This is a genomic window from Oceanicola sp. D3, assembly GCF_006351965.1.
Lineage (GTDB): Bacteria > Pseudomonadota > Alphaproteobacteria > Rhodobacterales > Rhodobacteraceae > Vannielia.
The window spans coordinates 2,287,984-2,300,793 of the sequence record NZ_CP040932.1 but is presented as its reverse complement, the minus strand read 5'-3'; the positions used below and the strand labels follow the sequence as shown (position 1 = coordinate 2,300,793).

At 63.2% G+C, this 12,810-nt stretch carries 15 protein-coding genes; 10 read left to right on the top strand and 5 right to left on the bottom strand.

Annotated elements, in window-relative coordinates; translation table 11 throughout:
• Window positions 1-14: 14 nt before the first annotated feature.
• From FHY55_RS11630 to FHY55_RS11620, 3 genes are read right to left on the bottom strand one after another with little or no spacing between them, the layout of a single operon-like run.
• Window positions 15-821, bottom strand: coding sequence for a quinoprotein dehydrogenase-associated SoxYZ-like carrier (locus FHY55_RS11630; protein WP_140014353.1), 807 nt, complete (start codon window positions 819-821; stop codon window positions 15-17).
• On the bottom strand, window positions 818-1,777 hold the full coding sequence (locus FHY55_RS11625; protein ID WP_140014352.1) for a beta-propeller fold lactonase family protein: 960 nt from the start codon (window positions 1,775-1,777) through the stop codon (window positions 818-820). Before FHY55_RS11625 ends, FHY55_RS11630 begins: the two co-directional genes overlap by 4 nt.
• Window positions 1,743-2,246 (bottom strand): SRPBCC family protein, encoded by a 504-nt coding sequence (locus FHY55_RS11620; protein WP_140016092.1) that lies wholly within the window; start codon window positions 2,244-2,246, stop codon window positions 1,743-1,745. Before FHY55_RS11620 ends, FHY55_RS11625 begins: the two co-directional genes overlap by 35 nt.
• A gap of 326 nt (window positions 2,247-2,572) precedes the next feature.
• On the opposite strand from FHY55_RS11620, the gene FHY55_RS11615 reads away from it, so the two are divergent.
• The 10 genes from FHY55_RS11615 to FHY55_RS11570 all read left to right on the top strand — a co-directional run bounded on the left by FHY55_RS11615 (window position 2,573) and on the right by FHY55_RS11570 (window position 10,420).
• Window positions 2,573-3,727 carry an ABC transporter substrate-binding protein gene (locus FHY55_RS11615; RefSeq protein WP_371707730.1) on the top strand — a complete coding sequence of 385 codons (1,155 nt, stop codon included), beginning with the start codon at window positions 2,573-2,575 and terminating at the stop codon, window positions 3,725-3,727.
• Between the two features lie 2 nt (window positions 3,728-3,729).
• Window positions 3,730-4,698, top strand: a complete 969-nt coding sequence (locus FHY55_RS11610; RefSeq protein WP_140014351.1) for a YVTN family beta-propeller repeat protein — start codon at window positions 3,730-3,732, stop codon at window positions 4,696-4,698.
• An 11-nt stretch (window positions 4,699-4,709) separates the two neighbouring features.
• Window positions 4,710-5,150 carry a hypothetical protein gene (locus FHY55_RS11605; protein WP_140014350.1) on the top strand — a complete coding sequence of 147 codons (441 nt, stop codon included), beginning with the start codon at window positions 4,710-4,712 and terminating at the stop codon, window positions 5,148-5,150.
• 15 nt (window positions 5,151-5,165) lie between these two features.
• Window positions 5,166-5,432, top strand: coding sequence for a PepSY domain-containing protein (locus FHY55_RS11600; protein WP_140014349.1), 267 nt, complete (start codon window positions 5,166-5,168; stop codon window positions 5,430-5,432).
• 65 nt (window positions 5,433-5,497) lie between these two features.
• Window positions 5,498-6,472, top strand: coding sequence for an ABC transporter substrate-binding protein (locus tag FHY55_RS11595; RefSeq protein WP_140014348.1), 975 nt, complete (start codon window positions 5,498-5,500; stop codon window positions 6,470-6,472).
• 4 nt (window positions 6,473-6,476) lie between these two features.
• Window positions 6,477-7,223 (top strand): ABC transporter permease, encoded by a 747-nt coding sequence (locus FHY55_RS11590; protein ID WP_140014347.1) that lies wholly within the window; start codon window positions 6,477-6,479, stop codon window positions 7,221-7,223.
• A complete protein-coding gene (locus tag FHY55_RS11585; protein ID WP_140014346.1) occupies window positions 7,220-7,846 on the top strand; it encodes an ABC transporter ATP-binding protein in 627 nt (208 codons plus the stop codon). Before FHY55_RS11590 ends, FHY55_RS11585 begins: the two co-directional genes overlap by 4 nt.
• A gap of 19 nt (window positions 7,847-7,865) precedes the next feature.
• Window positions 7,866-8,591, top strand: a complete 726-nt coding sequence (locus FHY55_RS11580) for an ABC transporter ATP-binding protein (RefSeq protein WP_140014345.1) — start codon at window positions 7,866-7,868, stop codon at window positions 8,589-8,591.
• Window positions 8,588-9,382 (top strand): ABC transporter permease, encoded by a 795-nt coding sequence (locus tag FHY55_RS11575; protein ID WP_140014344.1) that lies wholly within the window; start codon window positions 8,588-8,590, stop codon window positions 9,380-9,382. Before FHY55_RS11580 ends, FHY55_RS11575 begins: the two co-directional genes overlap by 4 nt.
• Window positions 9,383-9,703: 321 nt before the next feature.
• Window positions 9,704-10,420 (top strand): LuxR family transcriptional regulator, encoded by a 717-nt coding sequence (locus FHY55_RS11570; RefSeq protein ID WP_254695292.1) that lies wholly within the window; start codon window positions 9,704-9,706, stop codon window positions 10,418-10,420.
• A gap of 412 nt (window positions 10,421-10,832) precedes the next feature.
• Here FHY55_RS11570 and tsf read toward each other — a convergent pair whose 3' ends face one another.
• A complete protein-coding gene (gene tsf / locus FHY55_RS11565; RefSeq protein WP_140014342.1) occupies window positions 10,833-11,714 on the bottom strand; it encodes a translation elongation factor Ts in 882 nt (293 codons plus the stop codon).
• A 114-nt stretch (window positions 11,715-11,828) separates the two neighbouring features.
• On the bottom strand, window positions 11,829-12,665 hold the full coding sequence (gene rpsB, locus FHY55_RS11560) for a 30S ribosomal protein S2 (protein WP_140014341.1): 837 nt from the start codon (window positions 12,663-12,665) through the stop codon (window positions 11,829-11,831).
• Window positions 12,666-12,810: the final 145 nt, after the last annotated feature.

The following is a 12,810-nucleotide window of genomic DNA, read 5'->3' as shown; positions in this document are numbered from 1 at the left end:
CGCAGCAGGCCGGTTCAATAGTCGGCCAGCGCCCGCTCGGCGTGGGTGGTGGTGCCTTCGGTGTCGGTCATCGTGACGCCGAGGTGAGCGGCGGAGCGGGGCACCGAGAGGGAGACGCTCGGGTTCTCGCTGAGCGAGATGGAGCCGGTTATGTCGACATATCCCGCCCCATCAAGCTCCACATCCAAGCTCTCGACGTAGCGCATTGGGATGAAGAGCAGCGTGATCTGATCCATCTGCATGCCCGAATGGCTGGGGTGCATCACGTCGATGTCCACCTGCTTCTCGCCATGCGCCAGCGCCCCGAGCCGGTCGAGCGCGGAGCCGGAGGGGCCGGGCTCCAGTGCGATCTCCATGTTGCCCAGCGTGGCCAAGGCCTCTTCCGGATCGGTGCCCGGCGGCGCGGCGCAGGCGCCTTGGCCGGAGGTTTTGACGAAGGTTTCCACCATCCAAAGCGCGCCATCGGTGGTTTCGGCGACCATATGCATCGGCGTGGGGCCGTTGATGCGGAAGGTCGCCTCGAAGTTGAAGCGGGGCAGGGGCTGGCGGAAGGTGAACACTGCCGAGACCGGCATTGGGTTTTCATCAAGGATGACGGTGACGGACGACAGCAGCCGCCCCTCGGGCGCGGCCACCTGCGCGGCAATCAGGGTGCGGGCATCGTCATAGGTGCGGTAGGGGGCGTCGATGGCGATGACATCATCGCCGGGCAGGAGCGTGCGGCCCTCATAGAGCGCGGCTTCAAGATCAGGCCAGGCGGGCTCCAGCGCGAAGGCGGGGCTGGCGAGCGCGAATAGCGCGGGCAGGAACAGGGCTTTCATTTGTCCTCCATCACGAAGCGGCCAAAGGCGCGGGGGCCGTCGCCGGTGGGAATTTCGGCCAAGGTTTCAAGGCTTTGCGCGTCGATCACGGTGAGCGTGTTGGAGAACCAGCCCGCCACCACCACCTGCGCGCCGCCCTCGGCCACGTCGATCCCCTCCGGGTATTCGCCCACGTCGAGGGTGGCGACGGGGGCGAGGCTGGCCAAGTCTATCACGGAAACCGTGTCGGCGTATTGGTTTGTGACGAAGGCGCGGCCCTGGGCGAAGGCGATGCCATAGGGACGCTCGCCCACGGGGAGGGTGGTGATAGCGCTGGGGGCCTCCGGGTCGATCACCGTCACGTCGTTGGTGCCGACATTGCCGACCCAGAGGCGGCCTGACGGGTCGAACCCGAGGCCGTAGGGGCGGGTGCCGGTGGGGACGGTAGCGTGGGGCGCGAGGGATTGCGCGTCGAAGAGGGCGACCTCGTGGGCATCGCGGGCAGCGGCGGCGAGCCAGCGGCCATCGGGGGAGATTTCGAGGCCAGCGGGGGCGGCGCCGGTTTGCAGCTCCGTCACCGGGGCAAGGGTGGTGGCATCGCGCACCCAGATGCGGGCATTGAACCAGTCGGAGATGAACAGGCGATTGCGGGTGGCGTCCAGCGCCACGCCGGTTGGGCCACCCTCGAGCGTGGTTTCGGCCTGGATGCTGCCCTCGGGGGAGAGGCGGCGGATGGTTTTGGTTTCAGGCGCGACGACCCAGACCATGCCGCCATGCGCCACCACCCCGGCGGGCTGGCCGGGAACGGGGATGCGGGCGCGTTCGGTGCGGGTTGCGAGGTCGATCACCGAGAGATCAGAGGAGCTCTGGTTGGTGACGTAGGCCAGATCCCCCGCCGCAAGCTGGCCTGCGACGAGGGTGGGGAGGATGAGGCAGAGGAGGCTAGTTGGAGCCGGCAAAGCGCTCGGCCAGCGCATCCAGCCCGGCCTGATACACAGCGGAGACGGCGGCAATGGAGGCCTCGTCGTTGAGCTCGGGGGGCGGGTCGTTGTTGGGGTAGCCCCGGTAGAACGCGCCGCGCCACTCGATGATTGAGCCGCCGTTTGCGCCCGGTTTCACAGTAAGGTGCGAGGAGTAGTTGGTGACAGGCAGCGTTTCGACCGCGACTTCGGTGATGCGGTAAGAATAGCTCATCTTCTCGTCGGAGAACTTGTAGAGCACCTCGTCAATCGTCGGGCCGCCTTCTTCGCCCAGCGTCAGCAGGCGCGTGGCGTCAATCTCGTTGCCGCCTTCGCCCTCCGTCGAAAACACGGCGGGGTGCCAGCTCATATCCTGAAAATTGCCGACCACCGCCCAAACCTCTGCGGGCGGGGCGGGCACTTCGGTTGTGAGCGTCACCTTCTGACGGGTCGGCCCATGCGCGGCGGCTGGAAGCGCGGCGATCATGGGGGCGGTGAGCGCAGCAAGAAGTAGCGCGCGGCGGGTGCGGTTTGGCACGGGGTCTGATCCTCCCTTGAACGCTGTGCCTGCGCGCTTTTTCGCCGGCCCGCTCCTCCGCGGGATTTGGCAATTAATGCCGGAAAAACAAGGCCCCGGCGCGCAACTGCGGCACAATCTTGGGAAGAATGCTAAGGGGTATACCATGGTGCGCAATTGCGCCAAAGGTATCGGTTTGGTGGCGGCTTGGGCTGTGGCAGGCTGAGGCCAAGCGCCGCATGTGACGGTGCAGGGAGGACAATTTGCGAAACGTTGCCATCATGCTGGTACTCGGCATGTGCGGGCTGCTCGTCGCCGCGCCTGCGGCGGCTGTTGAGATGCGCTCTGCCGTGTTCCGGATCGACTATCCAACGCTTGCGCCGATTTCTCGCTTTGATGACGTGCCCGAAGACCTGGGCTTTGCAGGCGCGGTGCTGGCGACCGAAGACAACATGACCACCGGCAGCTTTCTGGGCCATACCTACGAGGTAGAGACCGTCGCCGCCCCGCCCGAAGAGGCCGACGCCGCCTTTCAGGCGCTGCTCGATGCGGGCCATGAAATCATTGTTGTAATGGCCGCGGGAGACGACCTGCTGCGCCTTGCTGATATGGCGGGCGAGGGGGTGCTGTTGCTCAATGCGCTGGCCGGGGACGTGGCCCTGCGAGACGGCGAATGCCGTGCCAACGTGCTGCATATCGCGCCGTCCATGGCCCAGAGGGCCGATGCCGTGGCGCAATTCGCCGTATGGAAAAAATGGACGGAGTGGATGCTGATCCACGGCTCCAACCCCGCCGATCTGGCGCAGGCCGAGGCCTACCGCCGGGCCGCGGCGAAGTTTGGCGCACAGATCGTGGAGGAGCGCGAGTTTGAAGACACCGGCGGCGCACGGCGCACGGATTCGGGGCATGTGCTTGTGCAACGCCAGATCCCCGTCGCCACGCAGGGGGCCGAAGAGCATGACATTGTCATCGCTGCCGACGCCTCCGACTACTTCGCACCCTACCTGCCGTTTCACCTCTGGACGCCCGCGCCGGTGATGGGGGCGGCGGGGCTTCGGCCCGTAACCTTCCACGGCTCGCAAGAGGCCTGGGGTGCGACCCAGTTTCAGACCCGCTTTGAGGAACTCGCCGGTCGCTACGTGCGCGAGGAGGATTACAACACATGGCTCGCCTTGCGGATCGTTGGCGAGGCGGTGACGCGGGCGAGCACCGGTGAGGTGGCGGCCTTGCGCGACTACCTCTTGAGCGACGATTTCGAAGTGGCCGCCTTCAAGGGGGTGCCCGTCACATTCCGCCCGTGGAACGGGCAATTACGCCAGCCGGTCTTGCTTTTTGACGGGCGGATCACAGCCAGCGTCTCACCGCAGGACGGCTTTTTGCATCAGGTCTCACCGCTCGACACGCTCGGGCTGGACCGGCCTGAAAGCGCCTGCACGGCATTTGGAGGATGAGTATGAGAGGATTGGCCCTGGCCGCTTTGCTGGCTACAACGGCGCTGCCCGCGATGGCGGAGAAGGTGTTTGTTTCAAACGAGCGGGGCAACACCGTCACAGTGCTGGACGCCGGAAGCTGGGAGGTGCTGGAAGAGTTTTCCGCAGGGAACCGCCCGCGCGGCATTACCATCAGCCCAGACGGCAAGCTGCTTTATGTCTGCGCCAGCGATGATGATCTCGTCCGTGTGTTCGACACGGAAACCTATGAGGAACTCTATTCGCTGCCCAGTGGGCCGGACCCGGAGTTGTTTGTTCTGCACCCCTCCGGCAACCCGCTTTACATTGCCAATGAGGACGACAACCTTGTGACGGTGGTGGACACCGAGAGCCATACCGTGCTGGCCGAGGTGCCCGTGGGCGTGGAGCCGGAAGGCATGGGGATTTCGGCCGACAGCAAGTGGGTGGTGAACACCTCCGAAACCACCAATATGGCGCATTTCATCGACACCTCGGACTATTCGATCAAGCATAACATCCTTGTCGATCAGCGCCCGCGCTATGCGGAGTTTACCGCCGATGGCAAATGGCTCTTCGTCACCTCCGAGATCGGCGGCACGGTGAGCGTGATCGACATGACGGGCGAGGCCCCGAACCTGACGCAAAAGATCGGCTTCGAGGTGGCGGGCGTGCAGCCCGAGTGGCTGCAACCCGTGGGCGCGAAGGCCACCAGCGACGGCAATTGGCTGTTCGTCGCACTAGGCCCGGCCAACCGGGTCGCGGTGGTCAATATCGATACAATGGAGGTGGAAAAATACATTCTGGTCGGGCAACGCGTGTGGCAACTGGCCTTCACACCCGGCGAGGAGTTTTTGGTGACGACGAACGGCAACTCCAACGATGTGACGATCATCGACGTGGAGGCGCAGGAGGCGATCAAATCGGTGCAGGTGGGGCAACAGCCCTGGGGTGCCGTGGCGACGCCGGAATGATGGGAGGAACAATGAAATACCTGACACTGGCGCTCACCGCGCTCATGGCGGCCCCTGCTGCGGCAGCCCCGCTTTGCGATGACCTTGGCTTTGCCGGGCTGCTGGCCAGTTGCAACCGGGGCGAGCCGATCGAGCTGACGCTGGCCTCCGGGCAGCCGCTTTCAGCCGAGGGCACCTATACGCTGCAATCGGGAGCTTATTACAAGTTGCTGATCACCGCCGATGGCTCTGCCGAACTGGCGATCAGCGGGCCGGACTTCTTCAGGGCGATCTGGATGAACGAGATCGTCATCAACCAGATCGAGATCCGGCCGATGGCGGTTGAGAGCCTCGAATTCGACGCAGCGGGAACGGCGGAAATCTCCTTTGTGGCGATCAAGCCGGGTAGCCACGTGCTGCGCATCCCCGGAAGCACCGGGGAAACGCAGATGGTCACCTTTAACATCCAATAGGGAGGAGAACCCCGAATGAAACGCACGATTGCAACCATTGCCGCGACCCTGATGCTCGGCGGTGCCGCCTTTGCCGAAGCCCATGGCGACGGGCCCGATGCCGAGACGGTCGAGAAGATCATGATGAAGCTGACGGAAATGAAGTGCCAGATGGACGAAGACGACATCGAGATGGAAGAGGATGGCGGCTACGATCTGGATGACGTGATTTGCGAGGGCGGTCAGCAATATGACATCACGCTCGACGCGGAGTTGAACGAAACCGGGCGGCGCGCCGAATAGGCCCGCCCATCGGCCCCTTGCCTGTGCAAGAGCAGGGCAGGGGGCCACACTCTGGGAGGACTGACATGAAGACGCTGAGAACACTTGCACTGGCCGGGGCTGCTGCCCTTGCCACGGCGGCGGGCGCGATTGCGCAGGATTTGCCGCAGATCCGGGCGGCTGTGCTGAAGATCGGCACGGTGAACTGGGAGCTTGAGACGATCAAGGCCAATGGCTTTGACAAGAAGCACGGCTTTGAGCTTGTGGTGCAGCCCTTCGCCGACAATGGCGCAACACGGGTGGCGCTGGAGGGCGGCGAGGCAGACCTGGCCGTGGCCGACTGGATCTGGGTTGCCCGGCAGCGTGCGGCGGGCAAGGACTATGTAGTGGTGCCCTATTCCAAGGCCGTGGGCGGCCTCGTTGTGGGCGCTGACAGCGACATTCAGAGCCTTCAAGACCTGAAGGGCAAGAAGGTGGGCATTGCCGGCGGGCCGCTCGACAAAAGCTGGCTCATTCTGCGCGCCTATGCCGAGCAAGAATACGGGATGGACCTGAAGGCCGAGACCGAGCAGGTGTTTGGCGCGCCGCCGCTGATCTTCAAAAGCGGGCTTTCGGGCGAGACCGACGGGGCGATCAACTTCTGGCACTTCCTCGCCAAGATGAAGGCGGCGGGCATGCGCGAGGTGATCTCGGTGGAGACGGCCAGTTCTGCGCTGGGGCTCGACCCGGAAACGCCGCTGCTGGGCTACGTGATGAAAGAGAGCTTCCTTGCGGAAAACCCCGACCTGGGCCATGCCATGTATCGCGCAAGCCGGGATGCAAAGGAGCTTCTGGCCTCTGACGATGCCGCATGGGAGGCGATCCGCCCGATGATGAATGCCAAGACCGACGCGCAGTTTGAAACGCTGAAAACGGACTTTCGCGCCGGGATTCCGGCCGATGCACCCGTTTCGGAAGCCGGGGCGGACGCGCTGCTGAAGGTCATGGCCAGCCTCGGCGGAGCGGAACTGGTGGGTGAAGCGACGGAGCTGCCCAAGGGCCTGTTCCTGACCTCCGAATAACCGCGTGAAAGGGGTCGGCACGCCAGCGCTATCGCTTCTGGGGCTCGTTTGCCTCTGGATCGTTGCCGCCGCGCTGACAGCCGACCCGACGATCCTGCCGCAGCCCTGGGCGCTGATCGGGCCATTCTGGGCCGAGTTGCGCGCGGGTGAGCTGCTATATCATCTGGGCCATACGCTTTTGCGTGTGGCCTGGGCGTTCTTATTGGCGATGTCGATTGGCTGCGTGCTGGGCCTGATGATGGGCCGCAGCGAGCGGGTGAACCAATGGCTGGACCCGTGGCTGGTGGTGTTTTTGAACCTGCCGGCGCTGGTGCTGATCGTGCTTTGCTACCTCTGGATCGGCCTCACCGAAGCGGCTGCCATTGCCGCCGTAACTCTCAACAAGATCCCAAATGTGACCACGGTCATAAGGGAGGGCGCGCGGGCGCTCTCGCCGGATTTGGACGCGATGGCAGGGGTTTACCGGATGCCCTTCTTCGACCGGCTGCGCCATGTGGTGCTGCCGCAACTTGCGCCCTTCATGGCCGCCGCCGCCCGCTCCGGCATCGCCGTGATCTGGAAGATCGTGCTGGTGGTGGAGTTCCTGGGCCGCTCGTCGGGCGTGGGCTTTCAAATCCACCTCTACTTCCAGCTTTTCGACGTGGCGATGGTGCTGGTGTATGCCTTCTCCTTCATCGCGGTGATGCTGACGGTGGAATGGGCCGTGCTGCAACCCTGGGAGCGGCGCACACGCCGGTGGCGGACGGCATGATTTCGGTCGATATCCATTCCAAGCACTTCGGCGAGAGCCAGGTGCTGGGCCGCGTGCGGTTTGAACTGGGGCAGGGGGAAACGCTCGCCGTTCTGGGGCCGTCCGGTGTGGGCAAAAGCACCATGCTGCGGATCGTGGCGGGGATCGACCGGCGCTTTGAAGGCCATATAGAGCGGCCCGAGCGCATGGCGATTGTTTTCCAAGAGCCCACGCTGCTGCCGTGGCGCACCGTTCTGCAAAACCTGACGCTGGTGCATCGCGGGCTGGGTGACGCCGAGGCGCGCGAGGCCTTGGGGCGGGTCGGGATTGCCGATAAGGCAGGGCTCTTTCCCGGGCAGCTTTCGCTTGGCCAGCAACGGCGGCTTTCACTCGCACGGGCCTTCGCGGGCAAGCCGGAGTTTTTGGTGATGGACGAGCCCTTCGTGTCGCTCGATGTGGAGATGGCCGAGGGCATGATGCGGCTGACAGAGGCGCTGATTGCAGAGGTTGGGCCATCGGTGCTGCTGGTGACCCACGCCCGCGAGGAGGCAGAGCGGCTAACGGGGCGCATCCTGCACCTTGAAGGCAGCCCGGCGGTGCTGCATCCTGAGGAAAAGGACCACCTCAGATGTGTAAAGCCCTGACAGAGCTTTGTTTTCCGGCATGAGCGAGGCGCTTCTCCTGCGTGATGTGTCGTTTCGCTACGGCGCGAAACAAGCGCTGGATGGCGTCAGCTTTGCAGTGCCGCGCGGGCAGTTTTGTGCCTTGCTGGGGCCAAACGGGGCAGGGAAGAGCACGCTGTTTTCGCTGCTGACCCGGCTGTTGGTGACGCGCGAGGGCGAAATCCGGGTCGCCGGGCATGACATGGCCCGCGCGCCGAGGGCGGCGCTTGCCAAGATCGGCGTGGTCTTTCAGCAGCCGACGCTTGATCTGGATATGACGGTGGCCCGCAATATGGCCTATTTTGCTGCGCTCCACGGCATCTCCGGGCGCGCGGCACAGGCGCAAATCGACGCGGCGCTCGACCGGCTGGAAATGCGCGAACGTGCCGGCGAAAAGGTGCGCAGCCTTAATGGCGGGCACCGGCGGCGGATGGAGATTGCCCGCGCACTCGTGCATGGCCCAGAACTCCTGCTGCTTGATGAGCCGACGGTGGGGCTGGATACCGCCTCACGGCTGGCAATTACCGAGCATGTTCATGCACTTGCGGGCGGCGGTTTAAGTGTTCTCTGGTGCACGCATCTGGTCGATGAGATCGCCCCGGAAGATGACGTGGTGGTGCTGCACAAGGGCCGCGTACTGGCGCAAAAGCGGGCTAGTGAGTTGGCTGGCGATGGCTCTCTGCAAGATGCCTTCATGGAGATGACAGGCGCGGGGCAGGGCGCATGAGTGGCTTTTTCACCGCCCTTGTCGCCATCGTGCGGCGCGAGGCGGCGCGCTTCGTCAATCAGCGGTCCCGCTTCTTTGCTGCGCTGGTCAGGCCGCTTGTCTGGCTGGTGATCTTTGCCGCGGGCTTTCGCGCCGCGCTCGGTGTGTCGATCATCCCGCCGTATCAGACCTACATCACCTACGAGGTGTATATCCTGCCGGGCCTGTGCGGAATGATCCAGCTTTTCAATGGGATGCAAAGCTCTCTGAGCCTAGTTTACGATCAGGAGATGGGCTCGATGCGGCTGTTGCTGACTTCGCCGCTGCCGCGATGGTGGCTGTTGTTCTGCAAGTTGATGGCCGGTGTGGCCGTGTCGATCTTGCAGGTTTACGCCTTTCTCGGCATCGCGGCGCTCTATGGCATCCAGCTGCCTTGGGAGGGCTATCTGCTGGTGTTTCCGGCGCTGGTGCTCAGCGGGCTGATGCTGGGCGCATTGGGGCTGCTCATCAGTTCGACGGTCAAGCAGCTGGAAAACTTCGCGGGGGTGATGAACTTCGTGATCTTCCCGATGTTCTTCCTGAGCTCGGCACTTTACCCGCTGTGGAAGATGGCCGAGAGCTCTGAGCTGCTGCGGGACATCTGCGCGTGGAACCCGTTCACCCATGCTGTCGAGCTGATCCGCTTCTCGCTCTACGGCACGCCAAACCTTTGGGCGCTTGCCATCGTAGCGGTCTGCTTCGCTGCGTTCTTTGTTCTGGCGCTCTGGGGCTATGACCCGGCGCGGGGGCTGATGCGGCGAAAAGGGGGGTGACGGGGCGCTTGAGCCTATATGACCTTGGTAGTGTCCGATATGCCTATAATCGGTATTATGTTAATAACGAGGGTTGAGGAATGTCGGGTAACCATCTGCCACAACATCATATTCGCCCTATGGGTGTTGGCGCTCAACTTATTCACGAATTAACCATCTCCGTTACTGTTTCAGCAGAATTCTGCCTGAGCAATCGACAAGCTGCGTTTAAGCCCATAGGTCAAGCTGGGGATAACGAGGAATGGGTGCAGGTGTTACTGCCTGCGCGTCAGTTTAACAAAAATGCTAGATACGGTTGAGAAGATCATTGCTTGCCGCAACTTGGAGGACGTTTGGGCGTATCTCCGCGGTGCGATGGCGGAGTTCGGGTTTACCCGCCTGCTCTATGGCCTGACCAGTCACCGCTCGGGGCTGCACCTGGGCGACCGGCAAGACATCACCATCATGTCGACCTTCGACCCCGACTATATGGCGCGGTTCCTTGATGGCGGGCTGTACTTTCATGCGCCGATGGTGCGCTGGGGCATCGACAATGTGGGCGCTCGCTCTTGGCGGTGGATTGCAGAGCGCGCGGAAGCCGGGCTGATGGATTCCGCTGAGGAGCGGTTGTTTGAGCTCAATCGCAGCTATGATCTGCTAACCGGTGTTACGCTGAGTTTTCCGCACTCCAGCCAGCGCACGCGTGCCGGGATCGGGCTGGCACCCGATCCGGGCGTAGAGCAGGATGAGGTTGACGAGATCTGGAACCGTCATGGCCGCGAGATCTGGGCGCTGAACAACGTGGCGCACCTCAAGATCACCACCCTGCCCCTCCTGAACGCCCGCCGCCCGCTGACCCCCCGTCAGCGCGAGGTGCTGGAATGGGTTGGTGATGGCAAGACGACCGCTGATATCGCAACCATCGTTGGGCTGACTGCGGCCACCGTTGAGAAGCACCTACGGCTCGCACGCGAGTCTCTGGGGGTGGAAACCACCGCACAGGCGGTGCTGAAGGCGAGCCTTCTTAACCAGATTTATCAAGTTGAACGCAGCGGATAGCCGGGCCTATCCGGTAGATCCGTGAACGAGCGTGAATGTAGCGTGAAAAGGATTGGGGGTAAGCTTTTCCCTGCTTTCCTTCCCCTACGGTATTTGTCATTTTGACACCGTTCCGTGAGTGGTGGCATTAGCCAAGGAACTCGTGGCAGGAGCGGCCTCACAATACTGGGGAGCTCAGGCTACACCGGGTAACCGGATCGCTGGCCTGGGGGTGTATTTTCACCTGCCGGGTCGGCACCCCGAACAGGATAGCCTGTCCTCATCCCCAAAATGACGCGGTGTCATTCGGTTCGGTTTTTGTGGTGCGGTCCCTTCCCAGGGTGCCGCACCACAGTGTTTTTATGAGTGCGCCAAAACGAAAAAGGGCCGCCGAACTTGCGTTCGACGGCCCCTGTTTTTCAGATTGAAAGGCTCAGCCCTGGGCAGCCTTGGCGACTTCGGCGGCGAAGTCTTCGGTTTTCTTCTCGATGCCTTCACCCACTTCAAGACGCACAAAGCCGACGATCTCGGCACCGGCTTCCTTGGCGGCCTCGGCCACAGTCAGGTCGGGGTTGATGACAAAGGACTGGTTGAGAAGCGTGATCTCGGCGAGAAACTTCTTCATCCGGCCAACGATCATCTTTTCGATGACCTGCTCGGGCTTGCCGCTTTCGCGGGCGATGTCCATCTGCACCTGACGCTCTTTCTCGACGATCTCCTGATCGAGCTCGTCTTCGTTGAGGGCCTGCGGGCGCGGGTCGGCGGCGGCCACGTGCATGGCAACCTGCTTGCCGAAGGCCTCATCACCGCCCTTGAGGGCGACGAGCACGCCGATCTTGCCCATGCCGGGAGCAGCGGCATTGTGCACGTAGGACACAACGGTTTCGCCCTCGATCTTCGCCATGCGGCGGATCGACATGTTCTCGCCGATGGTGGCGATCTTGTCGGTGATCACGGCTTCAACGGTCTTGCCGCCCATGTCGGCGGCCTTCAGCGCGTCAACGTCATCAACGCCGGTGGCCACATCGGCGATGCCGGCGACCATTTCCTGGAATTCGGCGTTCTTGGCAACGAAGTCGGTTTCGGCGTTCACCTCAACGGCCACGCCTTTGCCACCCTCAACCTTGACGGCCACGAGGCCCTCGGCGGCGGTGCGGCCGGATTTCTTGGCGGCTTTGGCGAGGCCCTTGGTGCGCAGCCAGTCGATGGCGGCTTCCATGTCGCCGTCGTTCTCGGTCAGCGCCTTCTTGGCGTCCATCATGCCGGCGCCGGTCTTGTCGCGCAGCTCTTTCACCAGTGCAGCGGTAATAGCCATGTCATGCTCCTTCGGGAGATCTTATTGCAATAGGTACGGGCGGTTATGCACCGCCCGTTTATCGGTGTGATGACAAGGGGGCGGGGCCATCAAAGCCCCCTGCCCCGGTGCCTCTCAGCTCTCGGCGGCCTCTTGGGCGGGCGCAGCCTCTTCAGCCGCGGGGGCTTCTTCGGCGGCGGGAGCCTTATCGGAGGCTTCAGCGGCAAGCGCCTCTTCAACGGCGGCCTCTTCCAGCGCACCGATGTCAACGCCGGCGGCGCCCATTTGGGCGGTCATGCCGTCCAGCGCAGCGCGGGCGATGAGGTCGCAGTAGAGCGCGATGGCGCGGGCGGCGTCATCGTTGCCGGGGATGATGTAGTCAATGCCATCGGGCGAGCAGTTGGTGTCGACCACGGCTACGACCGGGATGCCAAGTTTCTTGGCTTCGGCGATGGCGAGGTCTTCCTTGTTCACGTCGATGACGAAGAGCAGGTCGGGCAGGCCGCCCATCTCGCGGATACCGCCGAGCGAGGCTTGCAGTTTGGCCTGCTCGCGCTCCATGCCGAGACGCTCTTTCTTGGTCAGGCCTTCAAAACCGATGGCCGACTGCTCGTCGATGTTCTTGAGGCGCTGGATCGACTGGGAGACGGTCTTCCAGTTGGTCAGCGTGCCACCGAGCCAGCGGTGGTTCATGTAGTATTGCGCGCATTTTTCGGCGGCTTCAGCGATCGGGCGAGCTGCCTGACGCTTGGTGCCAACGAAGAGGATGCGGCCGTTCTTGGCCACGGTCTCACGCACGACGTTGAGCGCGGCGTCCAGCATCGGGACGGTCTGCGTCAGGTCGAGAATGTGGATGCCGTTGCGGTCGCCATAGATGAACTCGCCCATGCGGGGGTTCCATCGTTGGGTCTGGTGACCAAAGTGAACGCCAGCTTCAAGCAGCTGACGCATGGAGAAATCAGGGAGCGCCATGTCCAATGTTCCTTTTCCGGTTTGCGCCTCGGCGGGGCGTGAGGGCTAATGCCCAACCGGCGGACCTTTGCGGGATGTCTCCCCGCAGGGCCCAAACCCCGCCTGTGAAGTGTTCGCGCATGTAGCGCGGGGCGCAAAAACTTGC